At 65.4% G+C, this 24646-nt stretch carries 20 protein-coding genes, 1 tRNA gene, 1 rRNA gene and 2 riboswitches; of the genes, 11 read left to right on the top strand and 11 right to left on the bottom strand.

Translation table 11 applies throughout. The features are described from left to right. Window positions 1-4 precede the first annotated feature (4 nt). Together gcvP and AC5RVY_RS14340 are read right to left on the bottom strand one after the other, a co-directional pair. Window positions 5-2920, bottom strand: a complete 2916-nt coding sequence (gcvP, locus tag AC5RVY_RS14345; RefSeq protein ID WP_493955379.1) for an aminomethyl-transferring glycine dehydrogenase — start codon at window positions 2918-2920, stop codon at window positions 5-7. A 38-nt stretch (window positions 2921-2958) separates the two neighbouring features. Then, window positions 2959-3098: riboswitch (glycine riboswitch) on the bottom strand. Then, window positions 3099-3197: riboswitch (glycine riboswitch) on the bottom strand. Between the two features lie 92 nt (window positions 3198-3289). Continuing rightward, window positions 3290-3829, bottom strand: coding sequence for a TetR/AcrR family transcriptional regulator (locus tag AC5RVY_RS14340; RefSeq protein ID WP_493955378.1), 540 nt, complete (start codon window positions 3827-3829; stop codon window positions 3290-3292). Between the two features lie 66 nt (window positions 3830-3895). Between AC5RVY_RS14340 and AC5RVY_RS14335 the strand changes: the two genes are divergently transcribed. Beyond that, window positions 3896-5476, top strand: coding sequence for an MFS transporter (locus AC5RVY_RS14335; RefSeq protein ID WP_493955377.1), 1581 nt, complete (start codon window positions 3896-3898; stop codon window positions 5474-5476). A gap of 94 nt (window positions 5477-5570) precedes the next feature. Here the strand turns inward: AC5RVY_RS14335 and AC5RVY_RS14330 are convergent, their stop codons facing one another. Beyond that, window positions 5571-6050 carry a Dps family protein gene (locus AC5RVY_RS14330; protein WP_493955376.1) on the bottom strand — a complete coding sequence of 160 codons (480 nt, stop codon included), beginning with the start codon at window positions 6048-6050 and terminating at the stop codon, window positions 5571-5573. Between the two features lie 213 nt (window positions 6051-6263). Here AC5RVY_RS14330 and AC5RVY_RS14325 point away from each other — a divergent pair, with 213 nt between their 5' ends. The 3 genes from AC5RVY_RS14325 to AC5RVY_RS14315 are packed head-to-tail and all read left to right on the top strand — an operon-like array spanning window position 6264 to window position 9909. Next, window positions 6264-7292 (top strand): nitrilase-related carbon-nitrogen hydrolase, encoded by a 1029-nt coding sequence (locus AC5RVY_RS14325; RefSeq protein WP_493955375.1) that lies wholly within the window; start codon window positions 6264-6266, stop codon window positions 7290-7292. Between the two features lie 41 nt (window positions 7293-7333). Beyond that, window positions 7334-8359, top strand: coding sequence for an agmatine deiminase family protein (locus AC5RVY_RS14320; RefSeq protein WP_493955632.1), 1026 nt, complete (start codon window positions 7334-7336; stop codon window positions 8357-8359). Beyond that, window positions 8356-9909, top strand: a complete 1554-nt coding sequence (locus tag AC5RVY_RS14315) for an APC family permease (RefSeq protein ID WP_493955374.1) — start codon at window positions 8356-8358, stop codon at window positions 9907-9909. Before AC5RVY_RS14320 ends, AC5RVY_RS14315 begins: the two co-directional genes overlap by 4 nt. 70 nt (window positions 9910-9979) lie before the next feature. On the opposite strand, the gene AC5RVY_RS14310 is transcribed toward AC5RVY_RS14315, so the two are convergent. From AC5RVY_RS14310 to AC5RVY_RS14300, 3 genes are all read right to left on the bottom strand, one after another. After that, window positions 9980-10528 carry an AMIN-like domain-containing (lipo)protein gene (locus AC5RVY_RS14310; protein ID WP_493955373.1) on the bottom strand — a complete coding sequence of 183 codons (549 nt, stop codon included), beginning with the start codon at window positions 10526-10528 and terminating at the stop codon, window positions 9980-9982. A gap of 271 nt (window positions 10529-10799) precedes the next feature. Beyond that, window positions 10800-11102: a DUF4193 domain-containing protein gene (locus AC5RVY_RS14305; protein ID WP_493955372.1), complete on the bottom strand. Its 303-nt coding sequence runs from the start codon at window positions 11100-11102 to the stop codon at window positions 10800-10802. A gap of 92 nt (window positions 11103-11194) precedes the next feature. Then, complete coding sequence (locus AC5RVY_RS14300; protein WP_493955371.1) at window positions 11195-11398, bottom strand: hypothetical protein; 204 nt, start codon at window positions 11396-11398, stop codon at window positions 11195-11197. A 192-nt stretch (window positions 11399-11590) separates the two neighbouring features. Here AC5RVY_RS14300 and AC5RVY_RS14295 point away from each other — a divergent pair, with 192 nt between their 5' ends. Continuing rightward, window positions 11591-13012, top strand: a complete 1422-nt coding sequence (locus AC5RVY_RS14295) for an FAD-binding oxidoreductase (RefSeq protein ID WP_493955370.1) — start codon at window positions 11591-11593, stop codon at window positions 13010-13012. Window positions 13013-13047: 35 nt separating this feature from the next. On the opposite strand, the gene AC5RVY_RS14290 is transcribed toward AC5RVY_RS14295, so the two are convergent. Beyond that, a tRNA-Thr gene (locus tag AC5RVY_RS14290) sits at window positions 13048-13121 on the bottom strand. A gap of 166 nt (window positions 13122-13287) precedes the next feature. Then, entirely contained in the window at window positions 13288-14175 is an 888-nt protein-coding gene (locus AC5RVY_RS14285; RefSeq protein WP_493955369.1) for a DsbA family protein, read from the bottom strand. 179 nt (window positions 14176-14354) lie between these two features. Between AC5RVY_RS14285 and AC5RVY_RS14280 the strand changes: the two genes are divergently transcribed. The 4 genes from AC5RVY_RS14280 to AC5RVY_RS14265 all read left to right on the top strand — a co-directional run bounded on the left by AC5RVY_RS14280 (window position 14355) and on the right by AC5RVY_RS14265 (window position 19521). Next, on the top strand, window positions 14355-15854 hold the full coding sequence (locus AC5RVY_RS14280; RefSeq protein WP_493955368.1) for an alpha,alpha-trehalose-phosphate synthase (UDP-forming): 1500 nt from the start codon (window positions 14355-14357) through the stop codon (window positions 15852-15854). Continuing rightward, on the top strand, window positions 15844-16671 hold the full coding sequence (gene otsB, locus AC5RVY_RS14275; protein ID WP_493955367.1) for a trehalose-phosphatase: 828 nt from the start codon (window positions 15844-15846) through the stop codon (window positions 16669-16671). Before AC5RVY_RS14280 ends, otsB begins: the two co-directional genes overlap by 11 nt. Window positions 16672-16890: 219 nt before the next feature. Further along, on the top strand, window positions 16891-17973 hold the full coding sequence (locus tag AC5RVY_RS14270; RefSeq protein ID WP_493955366.1) for an ABC transporter ATP-binding protein: 1083 nt from the start codon (window positions 16891-16893) through the stop codon (window positions 17971-17973). Window positions 17974-18102: 129 nt separating this feature from the next. Next, a complete protein-coding gene (locus tag AC5RVY_RS14265; RefSeq protein ID WP_493955365.1) occupies window positions 18103-19521 on the top strand; it encodes a DUF4032 domain-containing protein in 1419 nt (472 codons plus the stop codon). 3 nt (window positions 19522-19524) lie between these two features. Here the strand turns inward: AC5RVY_RS14265 and AC5RVY_RS14260 are convergent, their stop codons facing one another. Then, complete coding sequence (locus AC5RVY_RS14260; RefSeq protein WP_493955364.1) at window positions 19525-20898, bottom strand: FAD-binding oxidoreductase; 1374 nt, start codon at window positions 20896-20898, stop codon at window positions 19525-19527. A 175-nt stretch (window positions 20899-21073) separates the two neighbouring features. Between AC5RVY_RS14260 and AC5RVY_RS14255 the strand changes: the two genes are divergently transcribed. Both AC5RVY_RS14255 and AC5RVY_RS14250 read left to right on the top strand, forming a co-directional pair. Further along, window positions 21074-22783, top strand: a complete 1710-nt coding sequence (locus AC5RVY_RS14255) for a glycoside hydrolase family 13 protein (RefSeq protein WP_493955363.1) — start codon at window positions 21074-21076, stop codon at window positions 22781-22783. A 2-nt stretch (window positions 22784-22785) separates the two neighbouring features. Next, complete coding sequence (locus tag AC5RVY_RS14250) at window positions 22786-23841, top strand: LacI family DNA-binding transcriptional regulator (protein WP_493955362.1); 1056 nt, start codon at window positions 22786-22788, stop codon at window positions 23839-23841. On the opposite strand, the gene AC5RVY_RS14245 is transcribed toward AC5RVY_RS14250, so the two are convergent. Both AC5RVY_RS14245 and rrf read right to left on the bottom strand, forming a co-directional pair. Beyond that, window positions 23829-24344 carry an SRPBCC family protein gene (locus AC5RVY_RS14245; protein WP_493955361.1) on the bottom strand — a complete coding sequence of 172 codons (516 nt, stop codon included), beginning with the start codon at window positions 24342-24344 and terminating at the stop codon, window positions 23829-23831. The two genes, AC5RVY_RS14250 and AC5RVY_RS14245, sit on opposite strands and share 13 nt — an antisense overlap. Window positions 24345-24550: 206 nt before the next feature. Beyond that, a 5S ribosomal RNA gene (gene rrf, locus AC5RVY_RS14240) occupies window positions 24551-24646 on the bottom strand; the annotation flags it as partial.

Here is a 24646-nt window from a genome sequence, read left to right as displayed (position 1 = left end):
TCCTCTAGTTTTCGAACTCGGAAAGCGGCGGGCAGGAGCAGATCAGGTTGCGGTCCCCTGCTGCGCCGTCGATGCGGCCGACGGGCGGGAAGTATTTGTCCTGCCGGAGCGACTTCACCGGGAACACGGCCTGTTCCCGCGGGTAGGCGCGGTCCCAGTCGCTGCTGATGGCCGCGGCAGCGGTGTGCGGGGCGTTGCGCAGCGGGCTGTCCGTCACGGAGAACTCACCGTTCGCCACCTGGTCGATTTCAGCACGGATGGAGATCATCGCCTCAATGAACCGGTCCATCTCCCCGAGGTCCTCGGACTCCGTGGGTTCCACCATCAGGGTGCCCGCAACGGGGAACGCCAGGGTGGGTGCGTGGAAGCCGTAGTCGATGAGGCGCTTGGCCACATCCTCCGCGGTGACGCCGGTCTTCGCCGTCAGGTCGCGCAGGTCCAGGATGCACTCGTGCGCTACCAGTCCCCCTTCACCGGTGTACAGGACGGGGAAGTAGTCGTTCAGCCGGGCCGCGACGTAGTTCGCGGCGAGCAGCGCGGATTTGGTGGCTTCGGTGAGGCCCTGGCCGCCCATCAGCTTCACATAGGCCCAGGAGATGGGCAGCACGCCGGCGGATCCATACTTTGACGCAGAGATCGGGACGTCGTTGCCTTCGGTCCAGGTGGCCGCGTTGCCGGGCATAAAGGGTGCCAGGTGGGCTTTGGCAGCGACCGGGCCGACGCCGGGGCCGCCGCCGCCGTGCGGGATGCAGAACGTCTTGTGCAGGTTCAGGTGCGAGACGTCGCCACCGAACTTGCCCGGCTGCGCCAGCCCCACCAGGGCGTTGAGGTTGGCGCCGTCGATGTAGACCTGGCCCCCTGCCGCGTGGATGGCGTCGCAGACTTCGCGGACGTCACCGTCGTACACTCCGTGCGTGGACGGGTAGGTGATCATGATGCAGGACAGGGCGTCCTTGTGCGCCTCGATCTTGGCGTACAGGTCGGCGTGGTCGATGGTGCCGTCCGGCGCAGTGGCCACCACAACAACCTTCATCCCGGCAAGGACAGCCGAGGCGGCGTTGGTACCATGCGCCGAGGCCGGGATCAGGCAGACGTTGCGCTGCGCCTCCCCGCGGGAGTGGTGGTAGCCGCGGATCGCGAGCAGTCCGGCCAGCTCGCCTTGGGAACCGGCGTTGGGCTGGATGGACACTTGGTCGTACCCGGTGATCTCCGTCAGCTGGGATTCCAGGTCCCCGATCAGTTCACGGCAGCCTTCGGTCTGGGAGTCCGGGGCGAACGGGTGGATCGAGGCGAACTCGGGCCAGGAGATGGCTTCCATCTCGGCCGTGGCGTTCAGCTTCATGGTGCAGGAACCCAGCGGGATCATGGTGCGGTCCAGCGCCAGGTCCCGGTCGCTGAGCTTCCGGATGTAGCGCAGCAGCTGGGTTTCTGAGCGGTGGGTGTTGAACACCGGGTGCTGCAGGAAGTCGGAGGAACGTTCCACGGCGTCGTGCAGGGCAAAACCCTCTGTCACGTTGCCCAGCCCGGCACCAGAGGCTTCAACTCCAAAAGCTTCGAGGACGGCGTCGACGATTGCCGTCGTCGTCGTTTCATCCGTGGAGAAGCCCACGGTGTCCGCGTCGATGCTGCGCAGGTTGATGCCCTGGGCCTCAGCGGCAGCGATGATGCCCGCGGCTTTGCCCGGAACGGAAACGGTCACAGTGTCAAAGAAGCTCGTGTGCAGCACGTCCAAACCGGCGGCGGCGAGTGAGGCGGCGAGGGTCTTGGCATGGGCGTGCGCGGACCGGGCAATCGCTTTCAGGCCCTCCGGTCCGTGGTAGACCGCATACATTGAGGCAACGATGGCCAAGAGCGCCTGGGCTGTGCAGATGTTGGAGGTGGCCTTCTCGCGGCGGATGTGCTGCTCGCGGGTCTGCAGTGCCAGGCGGTAGGCAGGCACTCCGGCGGAATCCTTGGAGACGCCCACCAGGCGGCCGGGCATGGAACGCTCCAGGCCCTTCTGCACCGCCATGTAGGCGGCGTGCGGGCCGCCATAGAACAGCGGGACGCCGAAGCGCTGTGCCGAGCCGACAGCGATGTCCGCCCCCTGCTCACCGGGAGGCGTGATGAGGGTGAGGGCCAGGAGGTCGGCGGCGACGGTGACCAGGGCACCGCGTCCCTTCGCCTCAGCGATCACGGCGGTGTGGTCAAAAATCCGGCCTGAGGCGCCGGGCTGCTGGAGCACCACGCCGTTGATGGAACCGTCCGGCAGGCCCTTGGACAGGTCCGCGATTTCCACCTCGAAGCCGAGGGCCTCAGAGCGGCCCTTGACGATGGCGATGGTCTGCGGCAGGCAGTCGGCATCCAGCACCGTCTTGCCGTCGCGCGCATCTTTATTTTTATTGGCGCGGCGCATCATCAGCACGGCCTCGGCCACAGCCGTGGCTTCATCCAGCAGGGACGCATTCGCGATGGGCAGGCCCACCAGGTCCTGGACCATGGTCTGGAAGTTCAGCAGCGCCTCCAGCCGGCCCTGGGAAATTTCGGGCTGGTAAGGCGTGTACGCGGTGTACCAGGCCGGGCCCTCAAGGATGTTCCGGCGGATCACCGGCGGGGTCACGGTGTCGTAGTAACCCTGGCCAATCATCTGCACCGCAGTCTTGTTCTTCGCCGCGAGCCGGCGCAGTTCGGCGAGCGCCTCCACCTCGCTCAGCGCGCCACCCAATTCCAGGGCCGAGTCCTGACGGATGTCCTTGGGCACGGCGGTGTCAACCAGCGCGTCCACGGTGTCGTAGCCCACAGCCTCGAGCATGGTGTCGACGTCGGCCTGGCGGCGGGCCCCGATGTGCCGGTCAACGAAGGTGGCAGCCGGAGCGGTGGCGTCCGGGGAGGCGGAGGCCGGAATGGCGGAGGCCGGAGATACAGTCACGAGGAACTCCATAACTAAGGCGGCGCAGGGTACGCCACATCGATTCGGGTCCTCCCCGCTCTGTAACTGGACCTGAGAGTTTCCGCGTTGCCTGCTGGCGCGGGCCCCGCTTGCACCGTCGGTGAGCACAGCAGTCCAAGTCACCGGGACAGGATCCCAACGCGGACAGCGTGCTGCTTTCCAGAGGTGCCTCGCCGCGGCGGTACATGGGCCTGTGAGATTCCTGGGGAGGTATTGCTCCTACGGCGCCTGCTTGTACCTTCTGGCAGAACTCTCCCGCCGCAGATCAAAGGCTATTCATTTGGATTTGTCTTGGCACGCCCGGGGCGGCCAACACATGGACCAATTCTCCTATGGCGCAGGCTGTGGGGCAAATGGCAGCTAGCCCCTGAGCCGCTCCACGGCGGCCAGGAGTCCATCCACCTCCGCTTGCCGGTTGCCGGCCTTTCCGGCCGGCCCGCTCTCCCACATGGCGTTGAAGTACAAACCGTCCCCCATGTACAGCACAGCCTTTGCCATGGCCGCCCCCACGTCCTTGCCGATGAGCTCCAGCCACTGCTGCTGGATGGCTGCGAAGCGGCGGCGGGCCTCTTCATGGGCAACCTCAGCGAGGCGGGTAGCCGCAACGAAGGAACGGTCCATGGGGGTATCGGACCAGAGCGACGACCGGATGAAATAGGCGGCCGCCCCTTCGGGTGCGGACGCCATGGCAGCAAGGTCCTCCCCTGCCAGGTGGTCCAGCCGTTCAAGGGTGGCCGCGATCAGCGCCTCCTTGTTGGGGAAGTGATACAGCAGCCCGCCCTTGGAGACTCCTGCCCGCTTTGCCACCGCATCCAGCGTGGCGGCCCGCTCCCCCACGTCGATCAGGAGTTCTTCAAAGGCATCGAGGACTGCATCTCGCGCGACGGGTTTTCTGGCCATGGTTCCAATCATGCAGGCTCCTGAACCAGTTTCTTAACTATACCGTCTGGACGGTATAGTTAAGAGATGACCGCTTTCCCACCCACCCAGCAGGACCACACCCGCCTTAATCCGGCAAGCACCCACCGGCCGGCTACGGCCCGGGGGACGTGGCGCGACTGGCTCGCGTTGGCGTTACTGATGTTCCCGGTCCTCCTCGTCGCCGTTGACAACACCGCACTGACCTTTGCCCTGCCGGCAATAGCCCGGGCGCTGGATGCCTCCGGCGTCGAACTTCTGTGGATCGTGGACGCCTACCCGCTGGTATTGGCGGGACTGCTCGTCGCCATGGGGAGCCTCGGCGACCGGATCGGGCGCCGCCGGCTGCTGATCATCGGCAGTATCGGCTTCGCGGCAGTTTCAGCCGCAACGGCGTTCGCGCCCAGTGCCGGCTGGCTCATCGCAGGCCGCGCCGCCCTGGGCTTCTTCGGCGCGACGCTGATGCCCTCCACGCTGTCCCTGATCCGCAATATCTTCCCGGACCCGAACCGGCGCCGGCTCGCCATCGCCATTTGGGCGGCCGGGTTTTCCGGCGGCGCCGCCCTGGGTCCTATCTTCGGCGGCTGGCTCGTGGAGCAATTCTGGTGGGGCGCCGTGCTGCTGGTGGCGGTACCCATCATGCTGCCGTTGCTGGCCTTCGGGCCCGCCTTCATTCCGGAGTCCCGGGACCCTGCGCCGGGACGCGTGGATGCGCCGAGTATCCTGCTTTCGCTGCTGACCATGGTGCCGGTGGTTTACGGGATCAAGGAGTACGCCACCGAAGGACCGGGCCTCCTGGCGCTGGGAAGTGTCGCCTCCGGACTGGCCATGGGCGCCCTTTTTGTCCGCCGGCAACAGCAGCTGGAGAGCCCCTTGCTGGACGTGTCCCTGTTCCGCAACCGGGTGTTCAGCATGGCCATCACGGCGAACATCCTGGCCCTGTTCTCCTTCAACGGCTTTATCCTCTTCCTGGCCCAGCACCTGCAACTCCTCGAAGGCATGGCCCCTTCCGCCGCAGGTATGGCCATGATTCCGGCGCTGGTGGCCACCGTGGTGGCAGGCCTGGCCGTGGTGCCCCTGGTCCGGAAAATCCGGCCCGGCTTTGTGGTGGCGGCCGGGCTCGCCATGAGCGCGGCGGGGTACAGCCTGGTGACGTTCGGCAACCACGCCAACGGGCCGGCGATGCTGCTCGCGGCATTGGTGGTTCTGGCGCTGGGCGTAGGGACCGCTGAGACCATCTCCAACGACCTCATCCTGGGCAGCGCCCCGGCGGAAAAATCAGGAGCGGCAGCGGCTATCTCCGAGACGGGGTACGAGATAGGCGCATTACTCGGCACTGCCGTACTGGGCTCGATCCTCACGGCCTCCTACCAGCACAACCTGCGGCTTCCGGCCGGTGTGGCCGAAGCTGCCGGCGGCCAGGGCACCGCCCATGCCGGCCAGACTCTTGCCGGAGCCATGGAACTGGCGGCAGGATTGCCCGCTCCCCTGGCGGACGCCGTCCGGCAGGCCGCCGGTGCCGCCTTTGATTCGGGGGTGCATGTCACCGCGGCGATCGGGCTGGTACTGATGGCGACGGCGGCAGTGCTTGCCGCCGTCGTCCTCCGGAAAGTGCCCAAGGCCGGATGAGCGGCACGCCGCTGCCGTGCCGCGGGCACAAAGCAGCGCCCGGCGCTGGACAGGAAGTCCGGCGCCGGGCGCTGAAATTTCGTGCGCCCCGGGGTTACGTGGCGTCCGGGGCCGTGACGCTGGCGGTGGCCTTCATCGTCTCGGCGTTCACCATCCACGCGAACTGCTCGAGCTTGGCGATGAACTCGTGCAGGAGGTCCGCCGACGTGGGGTCTTCCTCGTCCACCTCGTCATGCACCTTCCGCATGGTGCCTACGGCAGCTTCGAGGGCGGCAACAATACGTTCGATCGCGTCCTTGGTGCTGATGAGGCCATCAGGAAAAGGAGCGAGGCTGGTGGATTGAGCCACGGTGGAGCTGCGGCCATCCGGGAGGGCGTGCAGTGCCCTCATGCGCTCGGCCGCATCGTCAGCGAACTGGCGGGCGGCATCGACGATCTCGTCCAACTGCAGGTGGAGGTCCCGGAAGTTCGTTCCTACGATATTCCAGTGGGCCTGCTTGCCCTGGATGTGCAATTCGATCAGGTCCGCGAGCACAGCCTGCAGGTTGTTGGTCAGTGTCGGTGAAGCTTTCATGCATCCTCCTCGATTGGTCCAGTCATCCCGACGCTACCAGCCCCTTATCCCGCCGCCGAGGCGCTGGCAGCAATTTCTCAGTGAGCTTACTAACTCCTCCCGGAAGACATAAACGAACGTGATTCATATTTTCCCTTGCATCCGGGCCCTTCACGCCGCATACTAAATGAACGTCATTCATTTAGTGACCGTCGTCTCACTGGAGTAGCAAACATGATTGAAATTTCCTGCCTCGGCGCACCCGCCTCCCTGGCCCGGACAACGCCGTCCGGCCGGCCAGCCCTGCGCGTCGGCGTGGTCCAGCACCGCTGGCACGCAGACAGCACCGCCGTCGAGGCCGAACTGGACGAGGGGATCAGCCGGGCCGCCCGGCTGGGCGCTTCCGTAGTCTTCCTGCCCGAATTGACGCTTTCGCGCTACCCGGCAGACACCCGCCCGCACAACGACCCTTCCGAGGGCCCCACCCGCAGCCGGCCCTCGGACATTGCCGAAGACCTCCTCACGGGCCCCACCTTCCGCTTCGCCGCCGAAGCGGCACGCCGCCACGGGGTGTCCGTGCATGCATCGTTGTACCAGCGTGCCGAGGACCCGGACGGAACGGACGACGGCCTGGGGCTGAACACCGCCATCCTGGTCTCCGCCGGGGGCGAGCTCCTGGCGCGGACACACAAGCTCCACATCCCCGTCACGGCCGGATACTACGAGGACAAGTTCTTCCGCCAAGGACCGGCAGCGGCCGACGCCTACGAGGTCCACGCTCCGGCCGAACTGGGCGGCGCCAGGCTGGGGATGCCCACCTGCTGGGATGAATGGTTCCCGGAAGTTGCCCGGCTGTATTCCCTGGGCGGGGCGGAAATCGTGGTGTACCCCACGGCGATCGGCTCCGAACCCGACCACCCGGAATTCGACACCCAGCCATTGTGGCAGCAGGTCATCGTCGGCAACGGCATCGCCAACGGCCTGTTCATGGTCGCCCCGAACCGCTGGGGCAGCGAAGGCACCCTGAACTTCTACGGCTCCTCGTTTATCTCCGATCCCTACGGCCGCATCCTGGCCCAGGCGCCGCGCGACGCGTCCGCCGTCCTGGTGGCAGACCTGGACCTGGACCAGCGGAAGGACTGGCTGACCCTGTTCCCCTTCCTGGCCACGCGCCGCCCGGACACCTACTCCCGCCTGACTGAACCCGTCCGCGCAAATGAACTCCTGGGCGGCGAGCGCGGCTTCGCAGAGGCCTGCTCATGACCGCCCCGCAGCAGGCCGCAGCCAGCACCGGGCAGTGGCGGATGCCTGCCGAAACTGCCCGCCAGGAACGGCTCTGGATGGCCTTCCCCGCCGGCGGCTACACCCTGGGCGAATCTGCTGAGGCCGCCCATGTGGCCCGGTCCACCTGGGCAGCCGTAGCCAACGCCGCCGTCGAGTTCCAGTCGGTCACCATGGTGGTGGATCCCGACGACGTCGACACGGCCGCCGCCTACCTGCACCCTGATGTCGAGGTGCTTGCCGCCCCGCTCAATGATGCATGGATGCGCGACATCGGGCCCACGTTCGTCCTGGACGGCGACGGCCGGCTCGGTGCCGTGGACTGGGTGTTCAACGGCTGGGGCGGCCAGGACTGGGCGCAGTGGGACAAGGATGCCTTGATCGCCGGCGAGGTTGCCGGCCGGTCAGGCGCCCGGCACATCGTGTCAGCGCTGGTGAACGAGGGCGGCGGCATCCAGGTGGACGGCCAGGGAACCGTACTGGTGACGGAAACCGTGCAGCTGGATCCGGGCCGCAATCCGGGCCTCAGCCGGGCCGACGTCGAGCAGGAACTGGCCCGCACCATCGGCGCCACCCATGTGGTGTGGCTGCCGCGCGGCCTGACCCGTGACTCCGAGCGGTTCGGCACCCGCGGCCACGTGGACATTGTGGCCGCCATCCCCTCGCCCGGCACGCTCCTGGTCCACTCGCAGGAAAACCCGGAACACCCCGACTTCGCTGTCTCGAAGGAAATCATCGACTTCCTGCGCGGCACCACCGACGCGGCCGGCCGGCAATGGAACATCATCGAAGTCCCCGCCCCGGACACCCTGCGGGACGACGAAGGCTTTGTGGACTACAGCTACATCAACCACGTGGTGGTCAACGGCGGCGTCATCGCCTGCAGCTTCAACGACCCCCAGGACGACAAGGCCCTGCAGATCCTGGCGGAGGCCTACCCCGGACGGCGTATTGTCGCCATCGACGCACGCGAGCTTTTTGCCCGCGGCGGGGGGATCCACTGCATCACCCAACAGCAGCCTGCTGCCTCCCAGAAAGTGGTGTCATGACAGAAACCATCCGTACCGGTGCCTCCGCCCGTGGCGCCGGAAAACCCGCCGCCGGGTCCGGCGTCTCGCCCAAAGGTCTGAAGGGCGGGCAGCTGGGGCTCCTCGCCGTCGTCGTTCTGGGTATCTCCACCATCGCCCCGGCCTACACGCTCACCAGCGCACTGGGCCCCACCGTCAACGAAGCCGGACTGCAGCTGCCCGTCATCTTCCTCATCGGGTTCATCCCAATGATCCTGGTGTCCCTGGCCTACCGGGAGCTCAACGCCGACTCCCCGGACAGCGGCACCACCTTCACCTGGGTCACCAAAGCATTCGGCCCGTGGGTGGGTTGGATGGGCGGGTGGGGGCTCCTGGCAGCCAACATCATTGTCCTGTCCAACCTGGCCGGGGTGGCCGTCGACTTCTTCTACCTCTTCCTCTCCCAGCTCACCGGTTCCCCCGAACTGGCCGACCTCGCGGCCAACAAGCCGCTGAACGTACTCACCTGCTTTGTGTTCGTGGCCCTGGCCGTGTGGGTCAGCTACCGCGGCCTGCACACCACCAAACTGGTGCAGTACGGACTGGTGGGGTTCCAGCTGCTGGTACTGGGCCTGTTCGTGGGTATGGCGTTCGCCAACTGGTCCACGTCCGAGACGGCCATCCCGTTCAGCTGGGAGTGGTTCGACGTCACCAGGATTGAGACGTTCGGCCAGGTGGCCGCCGGGATCTCGCTGTCCATCTTTGTCTACTGGGGCTGGGACGTCTGCCTCACCGTGAACGAGGAAACCGCCAACGGCAAAAAGACGGCGGGCCTCGCCGGTACGTTGACTGCCCTGATCGTTTTGGGCATCTACCTGCTGGTCAGCATCGCCACCATGATGTTCGCCGGCGTAGGGGACACCGGCAACGGCCTGAACAACACGGAGATCCACGAGAACATCTTCACCGCCCTGGCCTCCCCCATCATGGGCCCGTTTGCCATCCTGATGTCCCTGGCAGTGCTGTCCAGCTCCGCCGCCTCACTGCAGTCCACGTTTATGTCCCCGTCGCGCAGCCTGCTGGCCATGGCCCACTACGGTGCGCTGCCGGAACCCTTCAGCCGGGTGAGCAAGCGCTTTGCGACGCCGGGCTACGCCACTGTCGCCGCCGGCGTCCTGTCCGCGGGGTTCTACGCAGTGATGCACGTGCTCAGCGAAAACGTCCTGAACGACACCATCCTGGCCCTGGGGCTGATGATCTGCTTCTACTACGGGCTGACGGCCATCGCCTGCGCCTGGTACTTCCGCAACAGCGTCTTCAGCAGCCTCCGCAACTTCCTGCTGCGGCTCCTCTGCCCCGTGGTGGGCGGCGTGGGCCTGTTCGTGGTGTTCCTGCAGACCGCCGCAGACAGCTGGGCTCCCGAATTCGGCAGCGGTTCGGAAGTGTTCGGGGTTGGCCTGGTGTTCGTCCTTGGAGTGGGCATCCTGGCCCTGGGCGCGGTGTTCATGCTGGTCATGGCCCGGCTTCGGCCCGGGTTCTTCCGCGGCGAGACCCTGAAGCAGGACACCCCTGCCCTGGTCGTCCCGGAGTAGGGTTCCGCCCGCGCAGGCAAAAAAGGTGCCGCATCCCGGATCAGCGGGGTGCGGCACCTTTTGCGTTCGATCACCAGAAGTGGGCCACGTCCACAATCAGGCGGGAACCCGAACCGGGTCCGTCCAGGGTGAAGACCCGGAAGGGCAACCGGGCACGGACGCCCAGGCCAATGCTGGTGTAACCTTCGAAGCTTCCGGCATAAACCACCTGCCGGAAGGTCTGGTAACCGGCCACGTTGGACAGTTCTGCCTTGGCCGCCGGAGTGTAGGTGGCGTTGCCGTTGCTGTCGTAGGAGGGTGCGTTCACGGTGACCTGCAGGCGTGCATTGCCCTGCACCGGAATGGTGAAGCCGGAGCCGTCCTGGACAATCTCCGGGACATACCGGGCCGTGTAGCCCTTGACGGGGCCGTTGAGGTCGACCACCATCCGGTCAAAGCAGTAGTGCTGCCCGGTCCGGACGTTGGTGACGGATGCGGTGCTCATCTCTGCCCCGGTTTTAGCCAGGGACCCCCATGCGAGACCGCAGTACGAGGTGGCTGCCGAGGCGGGCCCCGGTGCCAGGATTCCCAGCCCGACGGCCGCGAGGAGCGCCGTGAGCCAGAGGAGGAGTTTTTTCATTGAGGTGCCATCCCAGAAGTGGTGCGGTTGGATAGCTCAAGCCTAGGAGCGTCCGGCAGGCGAAACGAGGGCTGTGGCCGCTTCGGCGCGCAACCGTGAGGAACGCCGGGCCCGGGTCACGTGCCAGTAAATCCAAGGGCTTTTTGCCGCCCTGCTTAACCGTTCCGGTGCCGTTTCTGGATCCGGCCGTTATGCCGGATAACGGCCGGAGGAGAGACGAAACAGCGCCGGTCACCCGAGGGGGCGGCCGGCGCTCTTTTCCGTTCGGATTTTAGCCTTCGCAGTCGCGGCAGTACTTCATGCCGTTCTTTTCGAGGGCCACCTGGGACCGGTGGCGGACCAGGAAGCACGATGAGCAGGTGAACTCGTCTGACTGCTCGGGGACAACGATGACTGTCAGTTCCTCGTTGGAAAGATCGGCGCCGGGCAGGTCGATGCCCTCAGCGGTGTCGTTTTCGTCAAGGTCGATGACTGCGGTCTGGGCATTGCCGCCGCGGGAGGCCTGGAGGGCCTCCAGGGAGTCGGCGGGAGACTCTTCCTCTTGCTTGCGTGGAGCATCGTAATCGGTAGCCATAGCGTGTTCACTTTCGTTGCTGCACAGCGCCATTTCAGGCACCTCAGTGAAGCAGTTTAGGTCATAATGCGTTCACCGGCGCAATAGTGTGTTCAAGCAGACAAATCAGGGGGCGGCGGGGGCATTTCCGCGTGCATTCGATGGGCATGCTCCACTCCGGCCGCCACTCCGCTGAGGGCCGGCAGCCACCCCCACCGGGTGGCATCTGCCATGGCATCCGAAGCCTGTTCCGGCGTCTCAAAGTAGAAGGCATCCGCCAGCCAGGCCCGGACACGGGAGGGAAATTCCATCGTCATGGGTGGGACGCTACGCAGCCATTGTTCTGGCTGTGTTTCATACCCGTCTCCTAAGCATTAATCCTGCCGCGCCAATTTGGGAGAGGGAGCTTCAAAAAAAGAAGTTGTTGACCCGCCAGGGGGCAAATCCTAAAATCACGGCAGCAGCATTCCCGGTGCATTGATTCCCCCGTTGATTTGGAAGTATCAGCGATGACCACTGTTCACGGACACCTTCCGGAAAGTGAGCTGCAGCTGGCCCTGCATGAGTTGCGAGGGCGGCTCCAGGGAACGCTGATCGAGCCGCAGGATCCCGTGTACGAGGAAGCCCGTACGGTGTGGAACGGAATGATCGATCTGCGTCCGCGGGCCGTTGCGAGGGCCGGGGCCATATCAGACATCGACGCCGTCCTGGACAGTGCGCGGCACACCGGGCTTGCCCTGGCCGTCCGCGGCGGAGGGCACAACATTGCGGGCCACGGCACTGTCGACGGCGGCTTGGTCCTGGATCTGGGGGCCCTGCGGGAGGTGCGGGTGGACGCTCAAAGCCGGCGTGTCGTCGTCGGGCCTGGAGCGACGCTTGCGGACGTGGACCTGGCTACGGCCGCCCATGGCCTGGCTGTACCCTTGGGCGTCATCAGTGGAACGGGAGTGGCAGGACTTACCCTGGGCGGCGGCGTGGGCTGGCTGACCCGGACGGGCGGACTGAGCCTGGATAACCTGGACGCCGTGGACCTCGTCACACCTGCAGGGGAACACGTGCACGCCGATGCGGAAGAAAACCCGGACTTGTTCTGGGGAGTGCGCGGCGGTGGCGGGAATTTCGGCGTCGTATCCTCCTTTACCTTCCGGGCGCTGCCGCTGCCCGCCGCACCATTGGGCGGAAACCTCTTCTACCGGCGGGAGAACTGGCGGAACGCCCTTCTTGCCTTCGCTGCCTGGACCAGGGACCTGCCGGACGAAATGAATCCGATCACCTCATTCCTGGTGCTCCCACCCGAGTTCGGTATGGGCAACGAGCCGTGGATGGCGATCGGATTCGCCTGGGTTGCCGAGGACCACCAGGCCGGCCTCAGGCTTGTTGACCAGCTCCGTGCCGCTGCCCCGCCTGACGCAGAGGAGGTGGGACCCACCACCTGGCCCGGCTGGCAGAGTGCCATGGATGAAGTCTTCCCCAAGGGCTCCCGCGGCTACTGGAAGAACGTTTCGTTCTCCCGCCTGGACGAGGAGGTGGTGGACGTTGTGGTTGGCTTCGCCTCGGAACTGGCATGGGAAGGAACGGGCATCGATATCCATCACCTGGAGGGCATGTTCGGGCGGGTCCCCGAGGATGCCACCGCCTTCCCGAACCGCTCGGCGCGGTATTGGCTGAATGTTTACGGGTTCTGGCGCGATGCTGCCGAGGACGAACGGCTGACAGCCTTCGCCCGGAAGGCTTACGCGGTGATGCAGCCGTTCGCGGAGCAGGGTGAATACGTCAACTTCCTCGGGGCGGAGCTGGGAGTGCCCGAGCCGGACGCGGTGCGCAGTGCTTACGGACAGGAGAAGTATCAGCGTCTCGTTGCCCTCAAGGACCGCTTCGACCCGCAGAACCTGCTGCGGCTGAACCACAACGTGGCGCCGTCCGGCAGGTAGCCGGCCGTTCCGGCCGCACTCTGGCAAAAAAATAGAGCCCCCTGTCGGATTCGAACCGACGACCCCCGCTTTACAAGAGCGGTGCTCTGGCCAACTGAGCTAAGGAGGCGTGCCCTTGCGGGCGGGCGCCTGAACGGCGCTAGATAAGGTTAGCCCAAGTCCCGGCGGTGGTAAAAACGCCCGCTCTGGTTTCCCGCTGCAAGACGAAGCGTTCGCCACGCAAAAGCGCCCGCCCGCCGGAACTGATCCGGCGGGCGGGCGATTTCAAGAAACGCTTAGGCTTTGGCGTCGATCGCGGCCTGGAGGAAATCGGGGAACGGGGTCTGGGCGCTGTCGCCCTTGCCCCACTGCTTGCCGTCCACGAATACGGTGGGCGTGCCGGTGACTCCGATGGCTGAGGCTTCCTTGGTGGTGAACTTCACGAACGGCCTGTAGGTCTTGTCGTCCACACAGCTGTTGATGTCAACGCCCATATCCGAGGCCATGCTCTTGAGCTTGTCGTCGGAGAGCCCCGCGCCGCCCTCGGCGGGCTGGTTGGCGAACAATGCATCCACGAACTCCGCGTACTTCTCCGGCGATTCGTTCACCACACACGCCGCGGCGTTGGCTGCCCGGGACGAATAGTTGGTGGTGGAGCGGCTGTCCAGGAACCCCAGCGCGCGGTATTCGACCGTAATCTTGCCCTCGTTGCGCAGGGATGTGAGCTGCTCGTTGTACTGGGCCTCAAAATTCTTGCAGACCGGGCAGATGAAGTCGATGTACAGGACAACCTTCACCGGTTTGCCCGCTTCGGCCTCGGCACCGGGAGCCACCACTTCCGCCGGAGCAGCCTTCGGCGGCTCCCCGACGGCGGCCGCGTCAACAGTTGCGGGATCCAGTTTGGCAACCTCGCTGTTGGCCAGCAGCGTCACGCCGCCGTGCACGTTACCGTTGGCCGGCGTCGGCCCCTGGTCGGCTACCGGGCCGTTCTGCTTCATGGACGTCGTCACCACGAGCGCCACCACCACGAGGATGGCCACAACGGCGGCCACAATCCCCCACCCGATCAGCAGCTTGTTGCGCTTGTCCTTTTTCAGCTGCGCTTCACGGATAAGCCGCGCTTTCTCGCGGGCCTCCGTAGTGCGCTCAGCCTTGGACTTACGTACTTCGTTTGCGGGGCTCATGTGTTCCTTGGATCGATCGACGAGGGGGACCAGTTCGTGGCAACCCCATCATTTTAGGGGAGAAAGCTGACAGCTTGGTGGTTCAAGTATTCTTCCCGGTTGACCAACGGACGAATAGCACGGATGATTCCGTCCCGTTAGGGTGGGCTAAGAGGCACAAGCAACCCCAGGGGGCCGCAATGCAAACACCCGTCCAGGAAAAACCTGCCACAGCAGCAGCCGGCTCCGCCGGCGCTGGGGACAGCGCAGAGACAAAGTACGACTTCATGGTGGTCTCGAACAGGCTGCCTGTGGACCGGGTCGCTCCAGACGATGGCAGCGACGACGGGTCCGGGTGGCGGCGGTCCCCCGGCGGCCTTGTCACGGCACTGGCACCGATGATGACCAAGACCGACGGCGCCTGGGTGGGCTGGCACGGCGCCCCGGACGAGACGGTGGAGCCGTTCAGCCACGGCGGCATGGACCTGGTACCCGTCCAGCTCAGCGCGGACGACGTCGAGCTTTATTACGAAGGCTTCTCCAACGCCACCCTGTGGCCGCTCTACCATGACGTGATCGCCCCGCCGGAATTCCACCGCACCTGGTGGGACGCCTACCGCCTGGTCAACAAAAGGTTCGCCGACGCCGTCGTACGCCACGCCGACGACGGCGCAACGGTGTGGATCCAGGACTACCAGCTGCAGCTGGTACCGCGGATGCTCCGGGAAGCCCGCCCGGACCTCAAGATCGGGTTCTTTAATCACATCCCGTTTCCCCCGCCGGAGATTTTTGCCCAGCTGCCGTGGCGCCAGGCCATCATCGACGGCCTCCTCGGCGCTGACCTCGTCGGCTTCCAGCGGCCCAGCGACGCCGGCAACTTCATGCGCTCGGCCCGCCGCTTCCTGGGCGCCAGCGTCAAGCAGCAGCAAGTGCACGTCAAGGGCCAGGACGGGCAAATCACCCACATCGCCAGGGCCCAGGCGTTCCCCATCTCCATCGACGTCCGGCACATCAGCGAGCTGGCCGCGAAGCCGGAAATCATTGAGCGGGCACGCCAGATCCGGCAGGACCTCGGCAATCCGAAAACCATCCTGCTGGGTGTGGACCGTTTGGACTACACCAAGGGCATCCGGCACCGGCTGAAGGCGTTCGAAGAGCTCCTCGCGGACGGCAAGCTGTCGGTCAGCGACGCCACCCTGATCCAGGTGGCCAGCCCCAGCCGGGAACGCGTTGAGCAGTACCGGCTCCTGCGGGAAGAGGTGGAGGGTACCGTCGGCCACATCAACGGCACCTACGACACCCTCGAGAACACAGCGGTCCGCTACCTGCACCACAGCTACCCGGTGGAGGAGATGGTGGCCCTGTACCTCGCCGCGGACGTCATGCTGGTCACGGCGCTGCGGGACGGCATGAACCTGGTGGCCAAGGAGTACGTCACGGCACGCACCAACAATGACGGTGCGCTGGTCCTGAGCGAGTTCGCCGGCGCAGCCGACCAGCTCAAGCAGGCCCTGCTGATGAACCCGCACGATATCGACGGCCTGAAGAACGCAATCATGCGCGCCGTCGAGATGTCGCCCCGGGACGCCTCGCGCCGGATGCGGGCCATGCGGAAGCAGATCCTTGAGCACGACGTGGACCACTGGTCCGCGGACTTCCTGCAGGCGTTGAAGGAAAAAGTGGTTCGCGATGACAGCTGAGAGCCGGACCGGCAACGGCAAGTTGGCACTGGCACCCGAACTCCGCGAAGCCATCCGCACCATCGCCAGGACAGACCACCTGCTGGTGGCCATGGACTTCGACGGAACCATGGCCCCTATCGTGGGGCACGCCGACGACGCGCGGCCGCTGCCCCGCGCGGCCACGGCTTTCGCCGGACTCGCCGTCCTGCCGCGCACGACGACGGCGCTCATCTCCGGGCGCGCCCTCGACAGCCTGCGCAAGGTCGCCTCCCCGCCGGTGGATACCCTGCTGATCGGCAGCCACGGGGCGGAAGCCTGGCTGGGCCCCGGGTCTGCCGGCTTGGAACTGGACGACGAGCAGAAGGCACTCCTCGCCGAGGTGCGTGGCATCCTTGAGGACATTGTTGCCGAGGCCCCCGGCACCATGCTTGAGAACAAGCCCGCCGGGGTGGTGCTGCACACCCGCCAGGCAGCGGACGACGTCGCCGAGGACGCAGTGGCCGCCGCACGCTCGCTGCTGCAGGAGCGCAAAGGCGTATTCCTCAAGGACGGCAAACGGGTCCTTGAAACCTCTGTGGTGAATGCGTCCAAGGGCGAGGGCGTGACGTTCCTGCGGCAGATCAGCGGTGCCAGCGCCGTCCTGTTCGCCGGGGACGACACCACCGACGAGGATGCACTCGGGCGGCTGGAACCTGGCGACGTGGGCGTCAAGGTGGGCCTTGATTTCACTCAGGCCCAGTACCGGGTTGAGGCTCCTGTCCACGTGGCGGAGATGCTCGAGGTGCTGCTCCAGGAGCGGGGCCTGGTTGTCGCGGAGGAAGCTCCGCCGGAGTGAGCAGTTATCAACCTCACGTGTGACGTCCGTAACATTTGCCCCAATTCAAACAGTATCTGACATACTCTTCTCTGTGATGTGGCGCACAAGAACCGTGCGGCGTCACTCGATGTTCTTTGGCCTCGGCCACAAAGCATCTGCAACAACAAAACTGAACAAACATGAACCATTCACAACGGATCGTCCGGCACGTACCTGCCGGTGAAGGGATTGATAACTGTGGCTACAGTTACTTTTGATAACGCTACGCGTCTGTACCCGGGCACAGAAAAGCCCGCCGTCGATAAGCTCAACATCGACATCGCCGATGGCGAATTCCTGGTCCTCGTTGGACCCTCCGGTTGCGGTAAGTCCACCTCCCTGCGCATGCTCGCAGGCCTTGAGGACGTCAACGCAGGCCGTATCCTCATTGGCGACCGCGACGTCACCGACGTTCCGCCGAAGGACCGCGACATCGCCATGGTTTTCCAGAACTACGCGTTGTACCCGCACATGACTGTGGCCGACAACATGGGCTTCGCCCTGAAGATCGCAGGTGTCTCCAAGGAAGAGCGCGCCGAGCGCGTCCGGGAAGCCGCAAAGCTCCTTGACCTTGAGCCTTACCTTGACCGCAAGCCGAAGGCACTCTCCGGCGGTCAGCGCCAGCGTGTTGCCATGGGCCGCGCCATTGTGCGTAACCCGCAGGTCTTCCTCATGGATGAGCCTCTGTCCAACCTGGACGCCAAGCTCCGCGTGCAGACCCGTACCCAGATTGCATCCCTGACCCGCCGTCTGGGCGTCACCACCGTTTACGTGACGCACGACCAGGTCGAGGCCATGACCATGGGCGACCGCGTCGCCGTGCTGAAGGACGGCCTCCTGCAGCAGGTGGACACCCCGCGCAACCTTTACGACCGGCCGAAGAACGTGTTCGTCGCCGGCTTTATCGGCTCCCCGGCCATGAACCTGCTGGAACTGCCAGTGGTCGACGGCGGCGTACAGTTCGGCGGAACGGTCTACCCCGTGCCGCGTGACGTCCTCGAAGAGGCACACGGCTCCACCGTGACCCTCGGAAGCCGTCCCGAAGACCTTGAGACCGCTCCGCTCGGCGAAGGCCTGAAGGTAGAGGTCGACGTCGTCGAAGAGCTGGGTGCCGACGCTTACGTGTACGGCCACACCACGCTTGACGGCAAGGACCACGACATCGTGGCACGCGTCGACGGCCGCCGCCCCCCGATGAAGGGCGAATCCATCTACGTCCGTCCGCAGTCGGGCCACGTGCACCTGTTCGACACCAAGACGGGCCTGCGCCTGGGCGACTAGTCCTCCCCACCGGCACCTAACCACCCGCCATACCGACGGCGGCCTTCCTTTCCGGAGGGCCGCCGTCGGCCTTTAACTGCGGACGCAGAAGAATTAGCTGGCCGCGCCCATGTACGGAAGAATTGATCTATGACCGAGGAATACAGCGCCCAGTGGCACGACGAACCCACCGACTATGCGCAGGTGGGCAAACTGCCGCGGTTTGTCGCCGCAAGTGCGGACGACGGCAAGATCGCTTCGGTCTCCAGCTCGCTGAACATCACGGCGGCAGCGGCTGACCCCGAACTCCTGGACCTGCCGTGGCACATTGCACTGGAGGACTGGCCGGCGGAGAACCTCGCCGCGCTCCCCCGCGGTATCTCCCGGCATATCGTCCGCTTCGCGCACCTCGGCGGTTCGGTGATCGCCATCAAGGAAACCTCTGAGCACGTAGCCCGGCATGAGTACCACATGCTCCGCAAGCTGGCCCGGCTGGACGTCCCGTGCGTGGAGCCGGTTGCCGTTATCACCGGCCGCACCACGTTGGATGGAAGGCCGCTGAACCCCGTGCTGGTCACCCGGCACCTGAAATTCTCCATGCCGTACCGTGCCCTCTTCTCCCAGATGCTGCGCAAGGACACCCTGACCAGGCTTATCGATGCGCAGGCGCTGCTGCTGGTGCGGCTTCACCTGATTGGCTTCTACTGGGGGGACGTTTCGTTGTCCAACACCCTGTTCCGGCGTGATGCCGGCGCCTTCGCGGCCTACCTCGTGGATGCCGAAACCGGGGAGCTGTATCCGGATCTGTCCACGGGCCAGCGCGAGTACGACCTCGAAATTGCGCGCGTGAACATCGCCGGTGAGCTGATGGATCTGCTGGACGGCGGCCTGATCGAGGAAAAGGTTGATCCCGTCGCCACGAGTGAGCTGATCATGGACAGCTACCGCAGGCTCTGGGCGGAGCTGACAGAAAAGGAGTCGTTTGAACTCGGCGAACGCTGGCGGGTGGGTGCGCGCATCCGGCGCCTCAACGAACTCGGCTTTGACGTCGAGGAATACGCCATCAAGACCACCCAGAACGGGTCCACCATCCAGCTGCAGCCCAAGGTGGTGGACGCCGGGCACCATATGCGGCGCCTGCTGCGGCTGACCGGCCTGGACGCCCAGGAGAACCAGGCGCGCCGGCTGCTCAATGACATGGACTCCTTCCGCGCGGACAACAACCCGGACATGGACGAGGAATACAGCGCCCACTTGTGGGTCAGCCAGGTCTTCGAGCCCATTGTCCGGTCCATTCCCCGCGATCTCTCCGGCAAGCTGGAGCCCGCCGAAGTGGTGCACGAGGTCCTGGAGCACCGCTGGTACATGTCCGAAAAGCAGGAGCGCCACATCCCGCTGGCGGAAGCCGTCCAGTCCTATATCGATTCCATCCTGCGGCACCGCCGGGATGAGGCGGCGATTATGCTGAACCCGCCCACCGGACTGCTGGAGATCCTCGAGGCGGAAACTGAAGAGTCACGGTATGGGGACGATGAGACCATCGACGAATACCCGGATTCGGACGACTGACGGCTAAATCGCCTTTCCGGGGTTCAGGATGCCGGCGGGATCGAACAGGTCCTTGATCCGGCGCTGGAGTTCCCGGAGCGGCTCCGGCTGTTCCTGGCCCAGCCACCGCAGTTTGTACTGCCCCACGCCGTGTTCACCGGTAATGGTGCCGCCCATGGCCAGGGCTGCCGTGATGGACTCGTCAAGCGCCTGCTGCAGCCGCCCCAGCGCTTCGCCGTCCACCGCCTTGTCCTTGCGGTCAATCCAGAAGGTGGGGTGCAGGTTCCCGTCGCCGGCATGGGCCACTACTTTGAGGTGCACGGCATGCTTGTCGGCCATCGCCTCCAGGGCTGCCACGTAGTCCACCAGGCGCGAGCGCGGTACGGCAACGTCTTCCCCCACGCGGAACTCGTCATCCACTTCCACGCCCCGGCTGTTCCGCCTCAGCTCCACGAGCCGTTCGGCCTCGGCGCTGACTTCAGAGGTGACGGATGCACCGCCGGCGGCCAGGACTTCGCGGACCACCCGGGCTTCGGCAGCGGCGCCAAACCCGTCCGTTTGGATCAGCAGCAGTGACCGGCCACGGGCCGTGAGGTTCGAGCCGTGGATGTGGTCGAGCTGGGCCAGCGTACCGCCGTCGAGCAGCTCCATGATCGCCGGTTGCACCCGCGCCCTTCCTACCGCCAAAACCCCGGCTGCCGCCTGCCGGAAGTCCCGGTAAAAGGCGGCAATAGTGTGGACTTCCCGGGGCAGGTACTTCAACCGGACCGTTACACCCACCACGATGCCCAGTGTCCCCTCGGACCCCACGAAGAGCCCGGTCAGATCGTACCCGGCTACGCCCTTGAAGGTCTGGTGGCCTGTGTGCAGCAGTGAACCGTCGGCCAGGACGACGTCCAGCGCCAGGACGGAGTCCCGGGTGACGCCGTACTTGGCGCACCGCAGCCCCCCGGCATTCGTCGCGACGTTCCCGCCGATCGTAGAGCTGCGGAAGCTGGCAGGGTCCGGCGCGTACATCAGGCCATGGCCGGCTGCTGTCTCATTGAGGACGGCGTTGATGACACCCGGTTCCACCACGGCTGTTTCATCATCCGCATTCAGTGCCAGGATCCGGTCCATGCGCTCAAGGGACAGGATGATGCAGTGGCGTGTGGCGTGGGCGCCGCCGGACACTCCCGTTCCAGCTCCGCGGGGCACAATGGCCACTTTGCCGGCAGCACAGACCCGTACCACAGCCTGAACGTCTTCAACCGTCTCCGGAAACACCACCGCCAGGGGCAGCTGGTAATCGACGATGGGCGCCTGGTCCACTGCATAGCGGCTGAGGGTTATCTCATCCCGGTCCACCTGGCCGGCCGCCAGGACACTCTCCAGCTCCTCAACTGCCACGCTTCCCACGAAGCCTCCGTCCGCCGTCGTACGTTGCCCACCAGTCTATGGGCGGACCTGCGTAACAATTGTGCAAACGCTTCCAGTGCTGACCAGCGGAAACGTCGCCTGCCAAGGGAATACTGCGGGAAGCAATCATGGAAGCGTTTCCATTAAGAGGTCAATCCGGTCTAGGCTTGCACTCATGTCTGTCGAAACTGTGACGCGCACCACTGGCCCGCTGACCTTGATCCACCCGGCCGACCACCTCCCGGGCTGGTGGCGGTCCGCCGTGATCTACCAGGTGTATCCCCGCTCGTTCCGCGACCTTAACGGCGATGGCGTGGGAGACCTGGCCGGGATTACCGAGGAACTGCCCCACCTCGCGGACCTCGGCGTGGACGCCGTCTGGCTGTCCCCCTTCTACCGGTCTCCGCAGCGCGATGCGGGGTATGACGTCAGCGACTACTGCGACGTGGACCCCATCTTTGGCACCCTCGGCGACTTCGACGTGATGATGGCCGAATCCCACCGGCTGGGCCTGCGCGTTATCGTCGACCTCGTTCCCAACCACTGCTCCGACCAGCACGCATTGTTCCAGGCAGCTCTCGCCGCGCCCGCGGGGAGCCCCGAGCGGGACATGTTCATCTTCCGGGACGGCAACGGACCCGAGGGCCACGAGCCGCCCAACAACTGGCAGTCCCACTTCGGCGGCCCCGCCTGGACACGTGTGACAGGCTCCGACGGGCAGCCCGACCAGTGGTACCTGCACCTCTTCGATTCCTCCCAGCCCGACTTCAATTGGGACAATCCTGCCGTCCACACCGAGTTCGAGCGGATCCTCCGCTTCTGGCTGGACCGCGGGGTTTCCGGCTTCCGCGTGGATGTGGCGCACGCGCTGGTCAAGGCACCGGGACTTCCCGCGTGGGGCGGGCGGGCCGACGGCGGAAGTTCAGACGGGTTCCCCGGCCATGAGGCCCCGATGTTCGGCCAGCCGGCCATCCACGACATCTACCGCAACTGGCGCAGGATTCTTGACGAATACGGCCCCGACCGGATCCTTTGTGCCGAAGCAAGCGTTGACCTGCACCGCCTCGCGCACTGGGTCAGGCCCGACGAAATGCACCAGGCGTTCAACTTCCCTTACCTGCACGCGGGCCTGGACGTATACCGGCTGCGTTCGGTGATCACCGACTCCCTGACAGTCCTGGATGGCGTGGGAGCTCCCAGCACCTGGGTCCTGTCCAACCACGACGTGGTCCGGCATGCCAGCCGCTTTGGCTACAACGGGCACGGTCCCCGCGATGGCGACGGCATCGGCCCCGCAGACCCCCAGCCTGACACGGCCCTGGGACGCCAGCGCGCCGCAGCCGCGTCACTGTTTATGCTGGGGCTGCCCGGCGCCGCGTATCTCTACCAGGGTGAGGAGCTTGGCCTGCCCGACAGCGTCGATATCCCGGAGCACCTCCGCCAGGACCCCACATTCGCGCGCACGGGCGGCGAACGGCTGGGCAGGGACGGGTGCCGGGTTCCGCTGCCCTGGCGCGCTGACGAGCCCAACTTTGGTTTCGGCCACGGCAGCGACCCTTGGCTGCCCCTTCCTGGCTCGTTCCGGGAACTGGCGCGGGACGTGCAGGCCGGTTCCCCGGCGTCGCACCTTGCCCTGTACCGGACCATGCTGGCGGTGCGCCGCGAACTGGACCTGGGGCGGGGATCCCTGGCGTGGGCAGAGGATTGGTGCAGCGGTTCATCCCTGGCATACGTCAACGGCACTACGCTGGTCATTATGAACCTCAACCACGAACCCCTGGAGATGCCTGCCGGGCAGGTCCTGGTCCGCAGCACACCCTCACAGCTGGAAGGCCTGCTGGCGTCAGGCGAAACGGCCTGGATCCGTATCCCTTCCGCAGAGTAAGCATGGCGGGCATCAAGGACGTCGCGGACAGGGCGGGGTTATCCATCGCCACTGTCTCGCGGGCGTTGAGCGGAAAATCCAATGTCTCGGCCAAGAGCCGGAAGCTGGCGCTGGAGGCGGCGGGAGACCTGGGATTTGTCCCGTCCTACCATGCCTCCAGCCTTGCTTCCGGGCGGAACCACAACATCGGCCTGGTAGTACCGTCCATCCACCGCTGGTACTTCTCCTCGGTGCTGGAGGGGGCGTCTGAGACTTTGCTGGACGCCGGCTACGACCTGACGCTCTACAACGTGGGCGATCAGCCCGAACGCCGCCAGAGCGTGTTGAAGGATTTCCTGCTCCGGAAGCGCCTGGACGCGGTTATCGCCGTCGCACTGGTACTCAGCGATGAGGAAATCCAGCAGTTGCTTGCCGTTCATCGCCCCATCGTGGGTATCGGCGGCACCTTGCCTGGAGCTTCCACCATAAGGATCGACGACGAGCGGCTGGCCCGGATGGCCACCAATCATCTGATCCGGCTCGGCCACACGCGGATAGGCCATGTAACCGGGGACGCAACACTGAACCAGGACTTCAAGTTGCCGGGCATCCGGCAGGGGGGTTACCAACAGGCCATGGCTGCGGCTGGACTGGAGGTCAGGCCGGAGTGGCAGATCATGGCGGATTTCACTGTCCAAGGTGCGTATGCGGCGGCACGCCGCCTGCTGGGCAGCGCCGCGGAACGGCCGACGGCTGTCTTCGCTGCCTCTGACGAAATGGCAGTGGGCACCATCCTCGCGGCCCGCGACTTCGGGCTGCAGGTTCCGCACGACCTCTCGGTGGTTGGAATGGACGGCCACGAACTCGGCGAGACGTTCGGCTTGACGACGGTTGACCAGGATCCCCGGGGCCAGGGCGTTCTGGCGGCCAGCACTGCCCTGCAGTTGCTCGAGGTTTCGGGCAAGGATTCCGAGCCCGGATCAGTGCGGCCGGAAGCGGACCAGGAGTTCCCCACCGAATTCGTGATCCGGACCAGTACGGCTGTTCCCTCGGAGAACGGGCGCCGTCAGCTGTCCTGATCCCCGCGGGGGTCCGGGACGCCCATAAACCGGGCATACCTGGCGAGGATGTGCGGCCAGGCCTCCATATACCGTGCGCGCTCAGCAGCGGGGTCCTCAGCCCCTTCCCAGCCCTCGTGGAACACCCGCACCTCGGTGCCGCCTCCTGCCGCCCGGAAGGCCACCAGAAGTTCGGTCGACCAGAGCGCGGTGGAGCCAGGGTGCCAGGTTGCGTGGAAGGACAAGGGCGGCTGCCAGTCGTCGAGGGTTCCCCAGATGCTGGTCCGGCCGTCGTCAGCCGTTTCGAGGATGAGGTTCTCCTCGAACTCCACATAGGAACCGGCACCGTAGACGCCGAGTGATTCCAGCGGCCACCACAGATGCGTATGGTCCGTAAATCCGGCGAAGGCGTGGGCAACACTTCCTGGCACAATGACCGTGTTGACCACCGGTTCAAGGGGTTCGATCGCCGGCTGTCCGCCATTTCCGACTGGCTCGGTACCGTGGCTGAAGAGGCTGTTCATGGTGCCCAACTCTACCTGGGCCGCCACTCCCTTTGTGGCTGCCCGTGCCTGGTTGCGCTGTCAGTTGTAGTTGTATTGGGGCCGCTTTGGGGACTGTAACTGATAGGGCGTCAGGTGCGCACGGGGACCGTTACGCGGTCGAAGCGATGCTGTGGTTAAAGCAGTAGGGCCCTGACGTCGTTTGTCAGGGCCCTGCTTTAATGTGTGTCCGGCGGTGACCTACTCTCCCACACCCTCCCGGGTGCAGTACCATCGGCGCTGTGGGTCTTAGCTTCCGGGTTCGGAATGGGACCGGGCGTTTC

This window comes from Arthrobacter sp. Ha26 (genome assembly GCF_059091705.1).
This window is presented reverse-complemented; position numbering and strand designations above follow the sequence as displayed.